This window comes from Sphingomonas melonis, assembly GCF_013409985.1.
GTDB lineage: Bacteria > Pseudomonadota > Alphaproteobacteria > Sphingomonadales > Sphingomonadaceae > Sphingomonas > Sphingomonas melonis_A.
The window spans coordinates 192,254-212,724 of the sequence record NZ_JACCBY010000004.1 but is presented as its reverse complement, the minus strand read 5'-3'; the positions used below and the strand labels follow the sequence as shown (position 1 = coordinate 212,724).

General features: G+C 66.7%; 15 protein-coding genes. 10 read left to right on the top strand and 5 right to left on the bottom strand.

The window, feature by feature from the left end:
• Nucleotides 1-130 precede the first annotated feature (130 nt).
• The 5 genes from HD841_RS14450 to HD841_RS14430 all read right to left on the bottom strand — a co-directional run bounded on the left by HD841_RS14450 (nt 131) and on the right by HD841_RS14430 (nt 11,355).
• On the bottom strand, nt 131-3,151 hold the full coding sequence (locus HD841_RS14450) for a sensor histidine kinase (RefSeq protein WP_179509586.1): 3,021 nt from the start codon (nt 3,149-3,151) through the stop codon (nt 131-133).
• 107 nt (nt 3,152-3,258) lie between these two features.
• Nucleotides 3,259-3,738, bottom strand: a complete 480-nt coding sequence (locus HD841_RS14445) for a DUF2243 domain-containing protein (protein ID WP_257015593.1) — start codon at nt 3,736-3,738, stop codon at nt 3,259-3,261.
• Between the two features lie 10 nt (nt 3,739-3,748).
• A complete protein-coding gene (locus tag HD841_RS14440) occupies nt 3,749-3,955 on the bottom strand; it encodes a hypothetical protein (protein ID WP_179509584.1) in 207 nt (68 codons plus the stop codon).
• An 88-nt stretch (nt 3,956-4,043) separates the two neighbouring features.
• Nucleotides 4,044-6,542, bottom strand: coding sequence for a PAS domain S-box protein (locus HD841_RS14435; RefSeq protein WP_179509583.1), 2,499 nt, complete (start codon nt 6,540-6,542; stop codon nt 4,044-4,046).
• Nucleotides 6,543-6,828: 286 nt separating this feature from the next.
• Nucleotides 6,829-11,355, bottom strand: coding sequence for an AAA domain-containing protein (locus HD841_RS14430; protein WP_179509582.1), 4,527 nt, complete (start codon nt 11,353-11,355; stop codon nt 6,829-6,831).
• A gap of 183 nt (nt 11,356-11,538) precedes the next feature.
• On the opposite strand from HD841_RS14430, the gene HD841_RS14425 reads away from it, so the two are divergent.
• From HD841_RS14425 to HD841_RS14380, 10 genes are all read left to right on the top strand, one after another.
• Nucleotides 11,539-12,120, top strand: coding sequence for a TerD family protein (locus HD841_RS14425; protein WP_179509581.1), 582 nt, complete (start codon nt 11,539-11,541; stop codon nt 12,118-12,120).
• Nucleotides 12,121-12,149: 29 nt separating this feature from the next.
• A complete protein-coding gene (locus HD841_RS14420) occupies nt 12,150-13,328 on the top strand; it encodes a TerD family protein (protein WP_179509580.1) in 1,179 nt (392 codons plus the stop codon).
• Between the two features lie 37 nt (nt 13,329-13,365).
• Entirely contained in the window at nt 13,366-14,478 is a 1,113-nt protein-coding gene (locus tag HD841_RS14415) for a DUF475 domain-containing protein (protein ID WP_179509579.1), read from the top strand.
• A gap of 23 nt (nt 14,479-14,501) precedes the next feature.
• On the top strand, nt 14,502-15,080 hold the full coding sequence (locus HD841_RS14410) for a TerD family protein (protein WP_179509578.1): 579 nt from the start codon (nt 14,502-14,504) through the stop codon (nt 15,078-15,080).
• Nucleotides 15,081-15,107: 27 nt separating this feature from the next.
• Nucleotides 15,108-15,683, top strand: a complete 576-nt coding sequence (locus HD841_RS14405; RefSeq protein WP_179509577.1) for a TerD family protein — start codon at nt 15,108-15,110, stop codon at nt 15,681-15,683.
• An 83-nt stretch (nt 15,684-15,766) separates the two neighbouring features.
• Nucleotides 15,767-16,885, top strand: coding sequence for a phosphoribosyltransferase domain-containing protein (locus HD841_RS14400; RefSeq protein WP_179509576.1), 1,119 nt, complete (start codon nt 15,767-15,769; stop codon nt 16,883-16,885).
• Nucleotides 16,882-17,634, top strand: coding sequence for a hypothetical protein (locus tag HD841_RS14395; protein WP_179509740.1), 753 nt, complete (start codon nt 16,882-16,884; stop codon nt 17,632-17,634). Before HD841_RS14400 ends, HD841_RS14395 begins: the two co-directional genes overlap by 4 nt.
• Nucleotides 17,624-18,733, top strand: coding sequence for a cysteine protease StiP domain-containing protein (locus HD841_RS14390; protein ID WP_179509575.1), 1,110 nt, complete (start codon nt 17,624-17,626; stop codon nt 18,731-18,733). Before HD841_RS14395 ends, HD841_RS14390 begins: the two co-directional genes overlap by 11 nt.
• Nucleotides 18,730-19,656 (top strand): HpcH/HpaI aldolase/citrate lyase family protein, encoded by a 927-nt coding sequence (locus tag HD841_RS14385; protein WP_179509574.1) that lies wholly within the window; start codon nt 18,730-18,732, stop codon nt 19,654-19,656. Before HD841_RS14390 ends, HD841_RS14385 begins: the two co-directional genes overlap by 4 nt.
• 17 nt (nt 19,657-19,673) lie before the next feature.
• A complete protein-coding gene (locus HD841_RS14380) occupies nt 19,674-20,465 on the top strand; it encodes an AIM24 family protein (protein ID WP_179509573.1) in 792 nt (263 codons plus the stop codon).
• Nucleotides 20,466-20,471 lie beyond the last annotated feature (6 nt).

The following is a 20,471-nucleotide window of genomic DNA, read 5'->3' as shown; positions in this document are numbered from 1 at the left end:
GCGCATCGTGCCGGAGTCGGTTGTGCCAGATGTGGCCCGGATCAGCGGCCGCCGTCGTGGATCGCCTTGCCGTCATTGGGATGATCCTGCGGTATCCGCTCGGCGCGCCCATCCGCCGGGACCGTCCGCATCACGCCTCGGGCGGCCGCGCGCGCCAGCGTCGGGGCCAGCGCGGCCGCGCGACCGGGACGTAGGCCACCGCGGCGGGGATCGCGACCCGCACCCGGACACCGCCCGCCTGTCCCGGCCGGATCGTGAAGATGCCGCCGACGCCCGCCGCCCGCTCCCGCATGCCGACCAGGCCGAAATGGCCGTCGCGCCGGCCGGCGGCACGGACGCCGGCGTCGAGGCCGATGCCGTCGTCCTCGATCGTCAGCACCAGCTCGTGATGGCCATAATCGACCTCCACCTCGACATGCGCGGCGCGGGCATGCGCCCGTGCGTTGGCGAGCGCCTCACCCGCGATCGCCGCCAGTTCCTCGACGACGGGGGCGCAGATCGCGCGCGGCGTGCCGCGCGTCCGCAAGGCGATGGCGGCGCTGCCGGGGACCATGGGCTCGCCGATCAGCGCGGCGAGCCGGGCCTCCAACGTCGCCGAGGGTCCGCTGGCGCGCAGATCGCGGACGCGGTCGCGCCCTTCGAGCAGGACGTCGTCCCCGCGCTCCAGCGCGCGCTCGATCGTGCTGCGCGCCGGCGTGCCCGGTGCCATGCCGTCCGCCGCCGCCTGGAAGTGGAGCATCAGCCCCTGCATGCCCTGCAACAGCGTATCGTGCAGCTCGCGCGCGATCCGCTCGCGTTCGGCGACCTGAACCTGCAGGCGATCGCGGATGCGCTGCGCGATGATCCGCACCCGCCGACGATACAGCAGCCACGCCGCAGCCGCCGCCAGCGACAGCAGCAGGCCGGTAAACCACGTCGTCTGATAGAAGGTGGGTGCGATGACCAGCGCGACGCGCGCGCCGGTACGGTTCCATAAGCCGTCGTTGTTCGCGGCGACGACCTGGAAGACATAGGCGCCCGGCCCGAGGTTGGTATAGGTCGCCCGCCGGTCGCGATCGGCATCGATCCAGCCGGCGTCGACGCCTTGCAGGCGATAGCGGATGCGGTTGGCGGTGGCATCGGTCAGGCTGAGCGCGGCGAAGGCGATCTGCACGCGGTTGGTGCGCGCCGGCAGGCGGATCTCGCCCGCGCCGATCCTCTGCGCCACGCCGTTGGCGGTCAGCGACCGGATCACCACCGGCGGCGGTTGCCGATTGCGGGTGAGCGCAGCGGGGTCGATCCACGCGAGTCCGCGATTAGTGACGAACCAGATCCGCCCCGCGGCATCCTCGACGGCGTCGTTGGTGTCATAGGCGTCGGTGCGCGCGCGAAACCCTTCCTCCTCGCCGAAGCGGACGACCGGCACCGACGCGGTATCATCGTGGAACGCCGCCTCGAGCGCGGCGGTGGGGATACGCACGATCCCCGACGCCCCGATGATCCAGGTCGCGCCGCCGGCGGTCCGCGCGATCCCGGTCACCCCGGCGAGAAACGGGTAGCGGCGGGCGGTGAGGAAGGTCGATCGGCGTCCGTCGTAGCGGGCGAGGCCGGATTCGCCGCCGGCGAGGAACCCGTAGGGGGTGCGCACCAGCGTCTTCACGAAGCCGATCGCGTTGCGCCTGCTCGGCAGCAGCGTCCGCACCGTGCCGTCGCCGATATGGTTGATGCCAGTGCGTCCCCAATAGGCCAGCAGGCCACCGGCGCCGTCCGAGCGCAGCATCGTCGCCGTGCCGGCGGACGAGCCGGGCAGGCCCGGCATCCGCCGCAGCGTCGTCCCGTCGAGCGTGTAGAGACCATCGAAGCTCGCGAAGACCCGCCCCGAGGCGTCCATCGTGCAGGTCACCGGCAGCGCGCGCCCCAGCGTGCGGCTGCGCGCCGCCGCGCGGGGCTGCCCGTCGCGGATCACCACCGCCCCCGACAGATTGACCGCGAAGATCGTCCGTGCGTCGCCGCACAAGACCCCGATGCCCGGACGGCGCAGGACGAGGCGGGGCGGGGCCGGCGGCGCGGCCAGGCGATAGAGGCCGGACAGGCCGGCGACCATGATCGAGCCCGGCGCGCCCCGCCCGGCGAAACCGGTGAGCAGGGTCTCGGCCGACGCGGGTTGCGCGACGTTGCTGGCGGAGAAACGATCGAGGCCGGAGGCGGTGCCGACCCAGATATTGCCCTCCCGATCCTCGAAGACCGACAGCGCCAGCTTGCCGGTCAGCCCCTGGCGGTCGGTGAACAGCTCCATGCGGCTGGGGGTGATGGCGCCATGCTCACGTCGCTCCGCCGACCGGCGCGCGAGGCCATCGTCCGCGCCGGCGATCCAGATGTTGCCGTCGCGATCGATCTGGAGCTGGCGGTTGACATAGGGCGTGTTGGCGACCGGCACCGGCAGGATCGGGCGAGGGGCATCGACCGGCCGAAGGCCACGGTCGTCGGCCAACCACATCTCCCCGTAGCGGCCACGCGCCAGCGCGGCATTCGTCACGCCCGCGTCGACGATCCGGTCGAACCGCCGTCTGCCGGGCCGCAGCGCGTACACACCGTCCTGCGCCGCGGCGTAGAGGCTGCCGTCGCCGCCCGTCGCGATCGCCTCGATCCCCGCCGCCGGGGCGCCCCGCGCCGCATCGAAGCGCGTCCAGCGGCCGCCGGCGAAGCGATCGAGGATCGTCGTGCCGGCACTGTTCGCCGCGACCCAGACCGCGCCGTCCCGATCCTCGACCAGCGCGAGGACCCCGCCGCGCGGCTTGGCCGGATTGGCGCCGCGCAACCGGCCGTCGCGCAACCGGGCGATGCCGCCGAAGTCATAGCCGACCCAGATGTCGCCGTTGCGGGCGGCGAGCAACGCGGTGATCTGCTGCGAGCGTCGGGGATCATCCTCCTCGGGCGCGACGGGCTCGAAGCGGATGCCGTCGAACCGGTACAGGCCGGTCGAGGTGCCGAGCCAGAGGAAGCCGTCACGCCCCTGCGCGATCGCCTTGATATTGCCGGGAGCGCCGTTGCCCAGGCTCCACCCGGTGTGGCGGAGTTGATCGAGCGGACGGCCGGGATCAAGCGCCCGCGCGCCGGTCGACGCCAGCACGGCGGAAACCGCCGCGACGACGGCAAGCCAATGACGCGACATGGTTTTCATGGTCCGGCCAGCAGCCATGGCAGATTGGCCCGAAGCTGCAAGACCCGCGCGCGCGAAGGCCCGGCCGGTGCGTTACCGCAGGGTCACTCGCATCGCCGCTATACGGCTGCGCCGCGCCGGACGTCGCGGATCATCAGCCAGCCGGTCGCCATCAGGGCCACGCCCGAGGCGAGGAAAACATAGTCCCAGACCGACTGGCCGAGCCGCTCGTAGACGTGATGCAGGTTGAGGATGTGATGGTCGATCACCCCCTCGACCAGGTTGAACAAGCCGAACCCCAGCAATGTCGCGCCGAATAGCGCCTTGCCGGAAAGCAGCACGTCGCCGCGCGTCACCGCCTTCCACAGCAGCATGATCCCGGTCGCCGTCGCGAACCATACCCCGGCATGGAACAGGCCGTCCCACACCATGTTCACCTTGGCGCCGATCAGCGTGTCGGTGGGGATGCGGGCGGACAGCATGTTGTGGATCTGGAAGATCTGATGGAACACGATGCCGTCGACGAACCCTCCCATGCCGATCCCGATGGCCACGCCGGCGGTGGTGAGCGGTTTCGTCGTCAGGGCTGGCTTGGACATCGACATCGCCTCAGAGCAGATATTTGCGGACCACGCAGGTCGCCGCGACCAGCACCGGGATGGGCAAGGTCACCGCGGTGAGATCGCTCCAGAAGTCCGGTCCGAACAGCGCCGCCCGAACGTCCTCGGCAAGCCGGCTGTGACACAGGGTACAGGCCCATGCCGGCGTCGGCTGGACCATCGCCATGACGGGCAACAGACGGGTAACGAGGTTCATGCCGCTGTTACCAACGTGGCGGCCAACCGGTTCCGCCGCGATCGGTCTGCGCATCCGCCGCCGGGGCAGGACGATCACCGCCCGCGCGTCAGCGATGCCGCGAGACCTTCCGCAGCGCCCGGGACAGCGTGTCGATCGAATAGGGCTTGTGCAGCAGCTCGAACCCATGCGTCCCGTTCTGCGCCAGGATCTCGCTATAGCCGCTGGTCAGCATCACCGGGAGCGTCGGGTAGAGGCGGGCGATCTCCTGCCCGAGTTCGACGCCCGACATGCCCGGCATCATCACGTCCGAGAACACGACGTCGAACCGCTCGACGCCGGTCGCCAGCTCCGCCAGCGCCTTCGGCCCGTCCATCGCCAGCACGGTGTTATAGCCCAGTTCCGCCAGCGCCTGGGTCGCGAACATGCCGACCTCGGCATTGTCCTCGACCACGAGGACGCACGCGCCCTCGCCGAGCGGCAGCGAATTGTCGCCCACCTCGGCCGCGGCGCCATCCACGCCCTCCACCCGCGGCAGGTACATGGTGAAGGTCGCACCCCGACCCTCGACGCTTTCGACGAAAATGTCGCCGCCGGACTGTTTGGTGAAGCCGAACACCTGGCTCAGCCCGAGGCCGGTCCCCTCGCCGATGCCCTTCGTCGTGAAGAAGGGTTCGAAGATCTGCTCGATCTGATCCGCCGGGATGCCGGGGCCGGTGTCGGTCAGCGCGACGGTCACGAACTCGCCCGCGACCGCCGGGTGCGAGCGGATCGGCGGCATGCCGGAGGCCGCGGCGACGGTGATGGTCAGCTCGCCCTCGTTGCGCATCGCGTCGCGCGCATTGACCGCCATGTTGACGATCGCGGTGTCGAACTGGCTGCGGTCGGCGTTGACGAAACACGGCTCCGACGGCAGCCGCAGCGCGACCTTGACGCGGGCGCCGGTCAGCGTCCGCAGCATGTCGCTGACCGTGCGGACGCTGGCGTTGGCATCGAACACCTCGGGCTTGAGCGACTGTCGCCGCGCGAAGGCGAGCAGCTGGCCGGTCAGCTTGGTGGCACGATCCGCCGTGTCGGCGATCGCATCGATGTACCGCAGCCGGCGTTCCTCGGACAGGTTGGGCCGGCGCAGCAGGTCGACCGAGCCGCGGATCACCGTCAGCAGATTGTTGAAGTCGTGCGCGACGCCGCCGGTCAGCTGACCGATCGCCTCGACCTTCTGCGACTGCCGCAACGCATCCTCGGCCTGCATCAGATCGGCGGTGCGCTCGGTGACGCGCTGTTCGAGCGTTTCGTTGAGCGCGCGCAGCGCCGCGAGTGCGGTATCGCGCTCCGCCTCGACGGTACGCCGCTCCTCGACATCGATGAGCACGCCCGGAAATCGCAGCGGGGTGCCGTCGGGCGCGTGGTCGACGCGCCCGTTCGCCTCGATCCAGTAATATCGGCCGTCGGCGCGGCGGACGCGATATTGGTGCGCATAGGAGCCACCGCGGCTGATCACCGCATCGATGGCCGCCCCCAGTCCGGCCTGATCGTCCGGGTGGACCGTCGCGACGATCTGCGCGAGCGGGATGCCGTCGCGCCCCAGCGCCGGGTCCAGCCCGAAGGCGCGGGCGAAGGCTTCGTCGACGGTGAACTGGTCGCTCGGCAGGTCCCAATGCCAGGTGCCGATGATCGCGCCGGCGGCGAGCGCCAGCTGCACCCGCTCGACGTTCTCACGCGCCAGCGCCTCGCTGACGCGCAGCCGCTCCTCGGCCTCGCGGCGTGGCGTCACGTCGTTGAAGAAGATCGCGATCTGCCGCTCGCTGGGATGGCCGACCCTGACCGCGCGCACGTCGAACCAGCGCTTGAAGGCGTCGGCGTAGCTTTCGAAATTGGTCGGCTCGCCGGTCTTGGCGACATGGCCATAGGTCTCGAACCAGAAGCGTTCGAGGTTCGGCGCGAATTCGGTCACCCATTTGCCGCGCAGATTGACGCCCGACTGCCGCTCGAACGCGGGATTGGCCTCGATGAAGCGATAGTCGACCGGCCGGTCGTCGGCGTCGAACTTCACCTCGACGATCGCGAACGCCACCTCGATCGTCTCGAAGATGGTCTGGAAGCGATCCTGAGCGCGTTGCAGCGCGATCCCGGCGAGATGTTCGTCCGTCCGGTCGCGCAGGATCTTGAGAAAGCCGAGGTGCTCGCCATCATCGCCGACGAGCGGCATCATCTCGCCCGAGGCCCAGAACCGCTCCTCGTTCTTGCGCAGGTGCCAGCGCTCGTCGGTCGCGCGGCCTTTCAGCAGCGCCTGCTTCATCTCATGCTCGATCTGGCCGCAGGCGCGATCCTCGGGCGTGAAGATGCGGTTGGCGTCGCGGCCGAGCATCTCCGCGGCCGTCCAGCCCATCACGTTCTCCGCGCCGGGATTCCAGTCGGTGATGATCCCGGCAGGGTCCGTCACGACCATGGCGAAGTCGATCGCGCTTTCGAAGATCGCCTGTTGCCGCGCGGCACGGCTGACCGCGTCCGCCTGCGGCGCGGAGTCCTTCCCCGGTGCGGCGATGCCCGCCTCCGCAAGCAGCGCGCGCAGGCGGGCGTTTTCCGCTTCGAGGTCCGCATACGTCATCTGCTTGAAGAAATCCCTGTTCGCCCGCCGCACGGCCAGGCGCGCTCATCCGCGCGGGAAGGTCGTTTTTCCAACGCGTAAAATCAATGTCAGACATGGAGAAAGCCGCGAAGGAGCGGAGTTGCGGCAAAAAAAAGCGCGCATCCCTGCGGGGTATCAAGGGTGCGTCCCCATCCGTGTGGAGCGTATATCCGATGATGGCATAGGCCACCGCCAAGTGGTGCACGCAAGTCCCCCGACGGCGTCGGGCCAAGCGCCGATACCACCTGACAGGCCGTCATGCCGGTTAGAACGTATCTTCTGCAACAAGCCACGCGTAAGGAACGGGCTCCGATTGTTCAGGGGTGCTGCGCCATCGGCGGTGTTCCGTAAATCGGCTTGGCGGAGCGCCATCCTCCCTTTGTGGCTCGATCCCGCGAGACTGCAGCAAGGCGATCAACTCGCCCATGACACCTTCACGTTCGCGAACGAAGCGCGAGGCAAAGCAGCGCCACACCGTCCAACCCGCCCGTTCCAGCATGCGTTGGCGGGCCATGTCGTTCGGCCATTGGTCGGGACCGTGATATCGGTCGCCGTCGCATTCGATCGCCAATCGCCGGTCGTTCTCGCCCTCGACCACCAAGTCGATCCGCTTGGTGCCCACCGGCACCTGCGTATCAACGCGATAACCCCGTTCGACCAGAAGGTCGTACATCTCGGTTTCGAATGGCGACTCGCATCGGGCCCGGCGATCAGCGACCATGGTGGTGTCGCCTGCAAAAGGCGCATGAAAATGCTCGATCAGGCTTCGGCGCAATTTGTCGGCCGGACGCAAATCCTCCAACTCCACCGAGCGGACCAGCACCATCCGGTCGCGCGCCCGCGATGCGGCGACGTTGAAGCGCTGCTCATAGCCCAGGCCCGACAGGCCGCTGCTCTTCCCGTCCGCGACCAGCGAGATGAACATGATGTCGCGTTCGTCGCCCTGGAAGGCGGCGGGCTCGCCAACGCGGATGTTGTGACGCAATTGGATTTCGGAGCCCAGCACCTGCTCGATCGCGGTCATGATCGCCACCGCCTGTTCCTGACCGAGCAAGGTGGTTACGCCGATCGAGCGCTTGTGCATCGCCGGGTCATCGGCGATGCGACCGATGGCATCGACGATGCAGTCGACCTCGGGCGGATTGACCTTGCCCCGGCGATAGCCGTCCTCGACCAGGATATCGACGAGCGGCGGATCGAGCCGCTCGGAGGCCGAGGGCAGGCGCAGCGGCACCAATTGGTGACTGTAGAATTGCGCTTTGGAATATTCGATGATCGGCCCGACGCAGCGGAAATGCTCTTTGAGCAGGATCGCGCCACCGGCGAAAACGACCGTGCCCAGGTCGTACAGCGACTTCTCCTCGCGGAGCGCCGATCGATAATCGGCGACCTGTCCGCCCAGATGGCGGTCGGCCAATTGGTTCATCCGCGCCTCTTCACGGAAACCCGCATCCGGACTGACCTGCCGGTCGTCGCCGACGATCAGCACCTGGCGGGCACGTAGCAAGGCCGGCAGAGCAGCAACGGTTGATTGCGAGGCTTCGTCAATCACCACCAGATCGAACAGGCCCAATTCGGCGGGGAGGGATTCCGAGACACGGTAATGCGGCATGATCCAGCAGGGCAGGGCGTTCTTGGCACGGTCGGCCGCGGCACGCGCATCAGCACGATAGCGACCCGCACGGATGCCGGTGCCCCGCCCCAGTTTTCGCATCGCCTGTGCATAGGAAGCCAGCGCCGTGCGAACCTGATCGCTGGCCTTCTCGGCCAAGCGGCACCAGGTGCGAAGTTCGATCGCCTCTTCATAGGCGCGGCGCAACAGCGCCTCCTGCTCGCCACGTTGCTGACCGAGCGCGCGAAGCTGATCGTGCCGGTCGACCCGGCGCAGCCAGGTCGTCAACCGGCGCAGTGTCCAGCGCTCGCGCCAGTCACCGGGTGTCAGCGCGTCCTCCGTGCCCGTTACGGCTTGGCTGCGTAGCCGCTCCGCCCAACCGGGCGCGCCGTTTTCCGCGATCAGCGCGGTCAGGTCGCGGATCGTTGCAAAGCTCGGGATCAGCGCGCGCAGGACCGCCACCTCGCCCAAGGCCGCCTGCCACCGGCGTTCGAGCAGTGTGGCGTCGATGCCGGGCTGCCCAACCATGTCCTGCAAGATGGCGCGTATCTCATCACCGATCGCGCCGCCAATGGTGCGCGCCAGCGTCACCAGCCGGTCGCGCTCCTCTTCTGCGGCGGATAGGCGGAAGACCAGCAGATGCTGGTCGCAGAGCGTAATCAACGCTTCGGTCGCTGCATCGTCGCCGGTCAGCGAGCGTCGCCATCCCGGCAAGACCGTGCGAACGCCTTCGGCCAATCTCCGTTCGTCCTGCGCCAGGGTGCGAAGGGCAGCGATCTGCGCCAGCTGTCGTCGCATGGCTTCGGCCGCGGCTGGCTCCTGCCCCGACACCGGATCGACACCCGCAAGCGGCCCGGCGTGGTTCCACGCCGCAGCAAGGCGGATCGCCCGATCGCTGAGCGCGAGATAGCGGTGAACTTCCGTCCATTCGCTCGCATCGCTTGGTGCGCGGCCCGAAAGCCGGACGGCGGCGATCTGCGTCTTGAGTTGTCGTGCGAACAGGCTCTGGAACAGGCCGAGGTCCTCACCGGCCGCCAGTCGGCCAATGGTTTCGCGGAACCCGGTATCGGTGATGGTGTCATGGGGTAGAATGACCGGACGGATCAGGAAATGCCGCGCTTCGGCAGCGACCTGCGCTGCCTCCTCGGCCAGCCCGTCCAGGGCGGCGAGCGCGGGATCGTCGGCATCGGCAAGCCAGCGGTCGCGCACCGTGATCGACCAACCAAAACCACCCGCCATTACCTGCCGGCGGGTGCTGAGCAGTGCCTCGGCCTGTACGCGCAAGGTGGCGACGGCCTCGGCGCCGATCTGTCGTCCCAGTGCCTGATCCCCACTGGTCCGCTCACCCAGCGCGCGCGCCTCGACCAGATCATGGTGTATCGCGCCGATCGTCGCGGCATCGGGCAGGTCGCCGGGCGGCGGTGGCTGGTCGAGCAGCGCGATCCGCTCACCCGCTTCCTTGCGCGCCGCGCGCAGCCGGATGATGGCGGCATCGTCGAACTCGGGTTCGTGCGAGGCGATGACGTCGATCGCGTCAGGCAGCCAATCCGCCAGCGCCCCGGCCGTCATGACCCGTCGTGCGGCATCGGCAGGTTCGATCGCCGCGCCGTCGATCATCGCGCCGGTCATGGCCTGTCGGCCGATATCCTCCACCTGCCGGTCGATCGCCGCGAGCTGGCGATGAATCGCCTCGATCCGGGCGTCGAGCACCGCGATCTGCTGCGCCGTCTCGGTGGGGCGGGTCCGGTGCAGCCGGTCGGCGATGATGTCGACCGATTCCTGGAATTGCTTCAGTCCATCACGATCGCTGTCCAGCAGGCTGACGGCGAGAGGGCGTACCGCGGCGGGCAGCTTGTCGCGCAGCACCTTCAGGGCGGGTGCCTTTTGCGAGGTGACGAGGACGCGTTTGCCGAGCGCCAGATAGTGGCTGATGATATTGGCGATGGTGTGGGTCTTGCCGGTGCCGGGCGGTCCCTGCACGACCACCCCCGGCCGAGTGGCGAGGCGCTGGATTACCTCCACCTGTTCGCGATTGAATGGCATGGGGAAGAAAAGGTCGTGCCCCGACCCGTCGGAGGACGTGATGCCCGGGACAGTCGAAACCCCGCGATAGCTAGGGTAGGATTCGGTCGTCGCGCTGTCGGCGGGTGGTTGAAGCAGGACGCGGACGGCAGGGGGCAGCGCTTCCGGATCATCGATCGCGACAAGGGCGGCCTTGAAGCGGCGCAGATCGTCCATCAACTGCGTCGCCTGCCGCGTCCGTTCGATCAGGACCCAGCCGCCATCGACCTGCAAGGTTTCCCCGGTCGGTGGGTGGCGTTCGCCTAGATCGGGCAGATAATGGCCATCGGGGTCGAGCAGCGCGACCGCGCGGCGCAGCGGCGGCGCAAAACTCTCCGGATCGAAGGGCGACAAGCCTTCGCCCTCCATCGCATCGAGATAGCGCTGCGTACCTGCCTGCCACTCGTCGACCGAGGGCGCGTCCAGCGCGTCGAGCGGAGCGGTCTCGATCCCCGGCGGGGCTTCGCTGCGCGGGCGAATGTCGATGCGGTGGGTGACATCGTCCAGGGTCAGTTCGACCGGGACGGTGAGCAGCGGGTGATGCAGCCGCCCAAGCGGCCGGGTCCAACGCGCAACGCCGATGCCGCAGACCAGCTCAACGGGCTGTTCGGCACCGCCATCGAGCGTCTGGCGTAGCGCGAACAGGCTGTTGTACAGGTCGATCGCTTGGCGGCGGGGCCGCTCCTCCAGCGCCCAGGCAGACCAGATTTCGCGTTTGTAGCCCTCCAGTGCCGCGTTCAATCGTGCGGCTTCCGGATGGTCGATCAGCGCCAGGCTGGGTGTCTCGATCCGGTCACGTGATGCTTCGTCGAGCATGTCTCGCGGCAGTTCGCGGCGGAGGCTGGGCACCTGCGCGACATCATCCCGCAGGTCGATCCAGCGTCGCAACTCCGGGTCGCTCGGCACCGGCGGCGGGCGCCGGACGAGGCGGTCGACGCTCAGCCAGCGATGATCGTCGCCGTCGCGCACGTTGACCAGGACGCCGGGAAGCAGGATGATATCCTCGCCCGACCGTCGAAACGCACGATAGTCCGCCATGTCGCTGACCGTGCGCAATCGATCTCGTTCAGTCGCCTCGACATATTCGATCAGTGCCGTCAAGCGATCCCGCTCGATCATAACCCCCGCCGCCTTTCGCTCGCTGTCATTCCACCTTCACACGTCAAACATAGAAAGATGAAGAGGTGTCGGTCATCTTTTTGCATGGGCCAAAACGGACAAAAAATTCGGGTAGTTGCGACCTTGACCTTATGTCACTGTTCGCGCCACCATCCGTAAATCTAACTGGGGCGACAATCGTATATGGTTAGCTTGCAAAAGGGACAGACGGTCTCACTCGCGAAGTCCGATGGTGGCAGCCTGACCAAGGTTGCGATGGGACTGGGGTGGGACGTCCGCAAGGGCAAGGGGCTGTTCGGTATGTTCGGCGGCGGTGGCGGCGACATCGATCTGGATGCCTCGTGCCTGCTGTTCGATGGCAACCGCCGCATGGTCGATGAGGTCTGGTTTCGCCAATTGTCGAGCAAGGACGGCAGCATCGTCCATAGCGGCGACAATCGCACCGGCGCGGGCGACGGCGATGACGAGACGATCAATGTCGATCTGTCGCGCGTGCCATCCTCGGTTCAGACGCTGGTCTTCACGGTCAACAGCTTTCAGGGCGACAGCTTCGAGCGGATCGCCAATGCCTATTGCCGGTTGGTCGACCTCACCACGGGCCGCGAGATGGCGCGCTACGACCTGACGGGGGAGGGCAGCCACACCGGGCAGGTGATGGCCAAGCTGACCCGCAATGGCCCGGGCTGGGATATGAAGGCGCTGGGCGAGCGGACCACGGGGCGCACGTTCCACGACATGAATTCCGCGATCAACGCCGTTCTCTGAACCATCGTCCAGGCGGGAAATTGCGGGGCATGACCGAGCTTCAACAGGGCGGCAACACGCCGGTCACCGGCAGCCAGATGGCTGTCGGCTTTTCGTGGGCGATACCATCGGGGCGCGACGTCGAGGCGGATGCGTCCGCTTATTTGCTGACCGCCAGCGGTAAGGTTCGTGGCGATGCCGACATGGTATTCTACAACCAGCCCGATGGTGCGGCCGGTGCGGTGCGCTTCGGTGATCGTACCGGGCCGCGCGGCGGCTTTACCGTCGATCTGCAGCAATTGCCCGCAGAGCTGGAACGCATCGTCTTCTGTGTGACGATTCATGAGGCGCAGGCCAAGGGGCAGACGTTGGCGCTGCTCGCCGATGCTGAAATCTCCGTGACCCCGGCGGGCGGCGGTGACACGATCCGCTATCGGCCGATTCTGGCTGAAGCGACCGAAGCGGCGATGGTGCTGGGTGAACTCTATCGCCGTGGCGACCAGTGGAAGTTCCGGGCCGTGGGGCAGGGGTTCAATGGCGGCCTTGCCCCCTTGGCGCGATCCTTCGGGATCGAGGTGGCCGAGGAGGTCGCTCCACCACCGCCGCCGCCGCCACCCCCGGCCGCACCGCCGGTTCGCCTGAGCAAGGTCACGCTCGACAAGCCAGGCCAGACGGTCAGCCTGGAGAAGAAGGGCAGCCATTTCGGCGAGATCATCGTCAACCTCAATTGGTCGCGTGGTCGCAAGGCGTTTTTCGGCGGCAGCACCGCGATCGATCTGGACCTTGGATGCCTGTTCGAGCTGACCAATGGTCGCAAGGGCGTTGTACAGGCACTGGGACGGGCATTCGGTGGTTTCGATCAACCGCCCTATATCGCGCTGTCGGGTGACGATCGCACCGGCGATGTGTCGCAGGGCGAAACGATGCGCATCAATGGTGCCCATTGGTCGGACCTGCGTCGCATCGTCGTCTTCGCCAACATCTATGACGGTGTTCCCAACTGGCAGCAGACCGACGGCGTGGTGACGGTCACCATGCCGGACCAGCCACCGATCGAGGTCCGCATGACCGAGGGGCGCAATGACCGTCGCGTGTGCGGCATCGTCCTGATCGAGAATGACGGCGGCCGGCTCAAGGCGACGCGGGTCGTCGAATATGTCCGCGACCAGCAGGTTCTTGACGAACGCTTCAGCTGGGGGTTGCGCTGGGTCGCGGGTAGCAAGGATTAAGGCTGCCCGATCGTGGCCGGCGGCATACGGGGGAACAATGTTTAAATATTTCAAGGGATCGTTCGCCTTTTCGGCGATCTGCCTGGCCATCGGGGCATGGATCGGCTGGACGCTGACGCACGATGTCGCGGGCACGCTCGGCATATTGTGGATCGTGCTGGTGCTCGGCGTGCTGGAGGTCTCGCTGTCGTTCGACAATGCAGTGGTCAACGCCACCGTGCTGCGCGATATGACGCCAGTCTGGCAGCGGCGCTTCCTGACCTGGGGCATCATCATCGCCGTGTTCGGGATGCGCATCCTGTTCCCGCTCGTCATCGTCGCGATCGCGGCGCGGCTGGGGCCGATCGATGCGGTGGTGCTCGCCGCCACCGATCCGGTCGCCTATGAACGGATCATCACCGGCGCGCATGTCGGCATCTCGGGCTTTGGTGGCGCGTTCCTGGCCATGGTCGGGCTGACCTTTTTCCTCGACGAAGAAAAGGACTCGCACTGGATCGGTCTGATCGAGCGGCCTTTTGCCGGCCTGTCGCGAATTTCCGGCCTGGCGATCGCGATCGTGCTGATCGCTTTGTACGGTATCTCGCGCGCCATTCCACCGGCAGAAGCCATGACCTTCCTGACCGCGGGCATCTTCGGGCTGCTCGCCTATATCGCGGTGCAGGCGATCGGTACGGTCCTGGAAAAGGAAGAGGAGGAACCGGCCTCGGGCAATGCGGCTGCCACGGTCGCGGTCGCCAGGTCGGGGCTGGCGGCGTTCCTCTATCTCGAGGTGCTGGACGCCAGCTTCTCGTTCGACGGGGTGATCGGCGCGTTCGCGCTGTCGAACAACCTCTTCATCATCGCGCTGGGTCTGGGTATCGGTGCCATGTTCGTCCGGTCGATGACGGTGATGCTGGTCGATAAGGGCACCCTGACCGAATATCGCTATCTCGAACATGGTGCATTCTACGCCATCATCGCGTTGGCCGCGATCATGCTGATCTCGGTCCGGGTCGAAGTACCCGAAACCGTCACCGGTCTGATCGGCGCGGCCTTTATCGGCATGGCGCTGCTCGCCTCGATCCGCGCCAATCGTCGGGAGGGTGATGGCGACGTTGCGTTGGAGGATGCTGTCCCGGTCGCGCCGACGGGCGAACGCCTGTCCATCTGAACGATCAAGAGAGAGGAAAAACCATGTCAGTCAGTCTGGCCAAAGGCGGCAATGTCAGCCTGTCGAAGGAAGAACCCGGTCTTACCCATATCCTTATCGGTTTGGGCTGGGACACGCGGACCACCGACGGCACCGATTTCGACCTCGATGCCAGCGCCTTCCTGCTGGCTGCAGGCGACAAGGTGCGTGGGGACGCCGACTTCATCTTCTACAACAATCTGCGCTCGGCGGATGGCTCGGTCGAACATACCGGCGACAACCGCACCGGCGAGGGTGACGGCGACGACGAGGCGTTGAAGGTGGAACTGGGCAAGGTGCCCGCCGACGTGCAGAAGATTGCCGTCAGCGTCACCATCCATGATGGTGAGGCACGGCGCCAGAGCTTCGGCATGGTGTCCAACGCGTTCATCCGCGTGGTGAACGATGCCACCGGTCGCGAGATCGCACGGTATGACCTGTCCGAGGATGCCTCGACCGAGACGGCGATGATCTTCGGCGAAGTCTATCGCCATAATGGCGAGTGGAAATTCCGCGCGGTCGGCCAGGGTTTCAAGGGCGGCCTGGCTCCCATGGCCCGCAATTTTGGCGTCAATGTCGGCTGATCGCCGACCATATCAAGGATAGCAAAGATGGCAGTTTCTCTCTCCAAGGGCGGCAATGTCAGCCTGACCAAGGAAGCACCGGGCCTGCGTGGCGTGCGGGTCGGGCTGGGTTGGGACACGCGCGTGACCGATGGCAGCGCGTTCGACCTCGATGCCAGCGTATTCCTGCTGAACGAAAGTGGCCGGGTGCGCTCGGATGCCGATTTCGTGTTCTATAACAACAAGAACGGTGCGAATGGCGCGGTCGTCCACCAGGGCGACAATCTGACCGGCGAGGGGAGCGGCGATGACGAGGTCGTGGTCGTCGGTCTCGATCAGCTTCCCGCCGACATCCAGAAGCTCAGCTTTGCGGTAACCATACACGACGCCGAGGGACGCCGCCAGAATTTCGGCATGGTGTCCAACGCCTATATTCGGGTGCTCAACGCGGATGGCGGTACGGAGATCGCGCGCTACGACCTGTCGGAAGATGCGTCGACCGAGACGGCGATGATCTTCGGCGACCTGTATCGCCACAATGGCGAATGGAAGTTCAAGGCGATCGGCCAGGGCTTCGCCGGCGGCCTCGGACCACTCGCCCAGTCGCTCGGCGTCAATATCTGACGCCAGGTTGACGATACGATCCCGCCGGGACGAGCGGCGGGATCGCTTTTTATGCGGTCGTTCAATTGGGACACTCTTAGCTCATGTCGGCCGTGCCGGACCTCGCGCCCTCACCCCATCGCATTGCTCTGCCGACCGGGCAGCTCATCGTCCGCGTCGAGCATAGCCGCTGGCCGCTGGAAGCGCTTTGCGACTTTGCGGCGCGAGAGAATCCCAAGCGCGGTTACCTGGTGGTGTCGCGCGTGCTGGGGCGGCATGTGCCCGCGCGGCCCAGTGTCATGCGACGCAGCGTTCGCGACCTCGCCTCCACCCTCCCTGTTGACCTGCCTGGTCCGGTGCTGGTCATCGGCCTGGCGGAGACGGCGGTTTGCCTGGGCCAGACGCTGCACGAGGAATGGCGGCGTCAGACGGGGCGAGCGGATGGCGGCTTCATCCATTCCACCCGGCAAATGGTCGACGCGCCGCTGCTGTGCCGTTTCGAGGAGCCGCACAGCCACGCCTCGGCACATCTCATCTATCGCCCGCAAGCGGAGGCGCTGGCATGTCCGCGATCCCTGGTGATCGTCGATGACGAGATTTCGACGGGTACTACCGTCCGCAACCTGGCGGCTGCATTGGTCGCAGAATGGCCGGAGGTTGAAAGGATCGTGGTCGCGACGCTGACCGACTGGACGGCGGGCGCGGATCGCTCGAGAGACATGCCCCGTCCGACCGAAATCGTGTCGCTGCTTCGCGGACGGCTGGACTGGACGCCCGCCACCGACCACCGTGCCGACCCGGGTTTCGAGGCGCGGGCGGGATCGCTCGGCACCATGGCGACGCATGTCAATTACGGACGACTGGGGCGGCCGGACTCCCCTGACACCCTGCCAGTCGAGCCTCTGCCCCGCGGGGCGCAGCCCCTGCGGATCATCGGCACCGGCGAGTTCACCTATCTGCCCTTCCGCCTCGCCGAACGGCTGGAGGCAGCGGGACGCGATGTGGTGGTGCAGGCGACGAGCCGCAGCCCGGCGCGGATCGGCGGCGCGATGACGACAAAGCTGTGCTTCGGCGACAATTACGACACCGGAGTCGCCAACTATCTCTACAATGCCGATCCGACCGATGGGCGCGCGAATTGGATTTGTCATGAAACGCCGATAGCCAGTGTCGATCCGGCGCTGATCTCCGCGCTCGATGCATCGGTTCTGGGGTGGCGATGACGATAGGGGCGATCGCATTCGTCGATCTGGACGACACACTGTTTCAGACGATCGGGAAATGTCCCGGGAATGTGCCGTCTGATCAGCTGACGCCGCTGGGCTTCACCCGTGAGGGTGACCCGCTCAGCTATGCAACGCCCCGCCAGATGGGGTTTCTGGACTGGTTGTCGCGGACAACGCGATTTATCCCGGTGACGGCGCGCAGCTTGGATGCGTTGCGCCGGGTTCGTATTCCCTTCGCCGCCGCGATCTGCGCGCATGGCGGGGTGATCCTCGACGACCATGGGCGGGTGGACGAGGAATGGGCCGCCCGCATTGCCGCCAGTGCCGATGCGCATGTCGCCCAGCTGACCGGTTATGCCGACGCCATTGCAGCCGAGGCCGAACATCTGGGGCAGGCGATCCGCGTTCGCGTCCTGACCGAAGATGATGTGCCGCTGTATGTCCTGGTCAAACATGCGACGGCGGATAGTGTGTCGCTGAACCAGGTGGTCGATGCCGCCGTACCAAGCCTGCCCGCAGGCTGGACCGATCACCGCAACGGCAACAATATCGCGCTGATGCCGCCCTATCTGGGCAAGCGGCACGCGGTCGAGCGCCTGCTGCCCCGGCTGCGTGCCGAGCATGGCGATCTGCCGGTTCTGGGCATCGGTGACAGCCTGACCGATGCACCCTTCATGGCGGTATGCGATTTCGCGATGATGCCTGTGGGGTCGCAATTGGGCGGGCAGGTGCTACGTGGCGGCTGATCCCGCCGCCCTCCTGGCGGGAGCGCCGTTCTCGGGCAGCTATGCGCCCGAGGATGTGACGTTCCTGCTCAAGCCGGTCGCACTCGACGCCACGGCCGTCGCGGAGAAAGAGGCGCTCATCCAGTCGGGCCGCCGCCATTATTCGGAGATGATCGCACCCGAAGCCGTGCCCGGCGACACCTATCTCTCGCTGTACGACGAGGCTTTGGCGCGCAACGGCGCGCGGCTGGCGCAGGATGTTGCGAGCCTTGCCGCGCATCTGGCAGCGCGCCGTCCCGGTCGGCCCGTGGTGATCGCCAGCCTCGCCCGTGCGGGCACACCGATCGGGGTGTTGTTGACGCGGGTGCTGCGTGCCACCGGGCATGTGGCGGATCACTATGCCGTCAGCATCATCCGTGATCGCGGCATCGACCGGAACGCGCTGCGCCACATCGCTGATCGCCACGATCCGGCCGATGTCGTCTTTGTCGACGGCTGGACGGGGAAGGGGGCGATCGCGCAGGAATTGCGTGTCAGCCTCGCCGACCGGCCCCACGGTTTTACGCCGGTGCTGGCGGTCGTCGCCGATCCCGCCGGGCAGGCGGACATTGCGGCGACCGACGACGATTATCTGATCGCTTCGGGCCTGCTCAACGGGATCGTCTCGGGCTTGGTCAGTCGGTCGATCCTGCGCGACGATCTGGTCGGACCGGACGATTTTCATGCCTGCGTCTCCTATCCGCAGTTTGCCGCCGCCGACCGTTCGCGAGCCTTTGTCGATGCGTTGACACCCGTGGCGCTACGCGCGTTGGTGCAGCCGATCGAGAGACATGAGGTGCGGCGACCGGCGCTGCGCGACGCATGCGAGGCGATGGTCGCGCGCCTGCTCGTCCTGGCGCGGACCGCCGACCGCAACCGGATCAAGCCGGGCATCGCCGAGGCAACCCGTGCCCTGCTGCGTCGTATGCCCGAGCGGTTGCTGGTCCGCGATCATGACGATCCCGATGTCGCGCATCTGCTCCACTTGGCCGACCGTGGTGGCGTGCCGGTCTCGAACCTCGGCGATGACAGCCGTTATCGCGCGGTCGCCATCATCCGCAGCCTGGGGAACGACTCATGATGTCCGCCATGACGCTGGGCGCGACGCTGTACATGCCGTGCACCCGGCACGATCTGTTCGAGCGGCTGTTTGGCCCGACTGCCGTGGCGGGGCTGCGCTCGGCGGTGCTGTGCCTGGAGGACGCGGTTCTCGACCGCGATGTTCCAGCGGCCATGGCGCATCTGGCGGCGCTGCTGCGTCGGATCGCGCAGCGGGAAGCCGCCCCCGGCGATCCGATCGTTTTCATCCGGCCGCGTCATGGCACCATGCTGGAGCATATCCTTCACCTGCCCGGCATCGAACGGGTTCAGGGCTTCGTCCTCCCGAAGGCCCATGCCGACAACATGCCCGCTTATCTTTCGCTGCCCTATGCGGCGGGACATCGATTGATGCCGACGCTTGAGACACGTGAGACACTCGACCCCTATGAGCTTCGGCGGCTGCGCGATCAGTTGCTGGCGGTGCAGGATCGCGTCCTGGCATTGCGGATCGGCGGCAATGATCTGCTTCAGACGATGGGGTTGCGCCGCGTTGAGGGGCGAACCGCCTATGACGGGCCGCTGGGCGCGGTGATCGGAATGCTGGTCAGCAGCTTCGCGCCATGGGGCTTTGCCCTCAGCGCGCCGGTGTTCGAGCGGTTCGGCGACACGGCGCTGTTGCGCGAAGAGGTGCAGCGCGATGTCGAGCATGGCCTGTTCACCAAATCGGCGATCCATCCCGATCAGGTGGCGGTGATCCAGGCTGCGCTGGCGGTGCCGTCGCACCAATGGCGGGAGGCACAGGCGATCCTGGCCGCGGACAGTGCGGCGGTGTTTGCCCATCATGGGGTCATGTGCGAACCATCGACCCATCGCAGCTGGGCCGAGCGGATCCTCGCCCGCGCCGATGCCTTCGGCGTGGCGGATCCCATCGCACCCCCTGCGTCCATATCGCTGCGCGCATAGACATTAGGGAGAGTAGCATGAGCGATTATCGGACCAAGATTGACGAGCAGGTCGGCCACGGCGTCCGCTTCGAACTGTATCAGTTCGTGCGAAAGAGCCACGCGCTCGGCACGCCGGTGCACGTTCCCAATGCCTCGCCCAACGGAACCGCCGCCACCATCCACCTTCACCCGCCGCATCCCGCCACCGCGCGTCAGCTGCGGATCGTGCTCGATGGCGGTGCGGCGCTGCTGGAGCCGGGTGCCCTGCAATATGCCAAGGGCCGGTTGCAGATCGACATTCAGAAGAATGTCGGTGCCGGTGGCTTTTTTGCCCGCGCTATTACCTCCGCCGGAACCGGCGAGAGCGCCTTCGCGACCCGCTATGCCGGGCAGGGCGAGGTCTGGACCGAGGCGACGCCCAAGCATTTCATCCTGGCGCAAATGGATGGACCGCAGGATGCGCTGATCCTCGACGATGGGGCCTTCTATGCCTGCGACGGCAATATCGCGGTGTCGACCCATATCCACCGATCCGTACAAGGCGTCCTGTCGGGCAATGGCCTGATGCAACCGAAGCTGACCGGCGCGGGAGCCTTCGTCGTGGAGTCGCCGGTGCCAGTCGACGAGATCGAGATGGTCGAATTGGATGGACGCGACGAGCTGATCGTCGATGGCGATCTGATGCTGATGTATTCGGCCGGGCTCCAGGTCGAACTTCGCCCGCTGGTCAGGGGGCTGCGCAATGCGATGCGCAGCGGTGAGGGGCTGGTCTTCGTGTTTTCCGGGCGTGGCACGGTGTGGCTCACCCCGACAATGCGGCTGGGTTGAGCCACG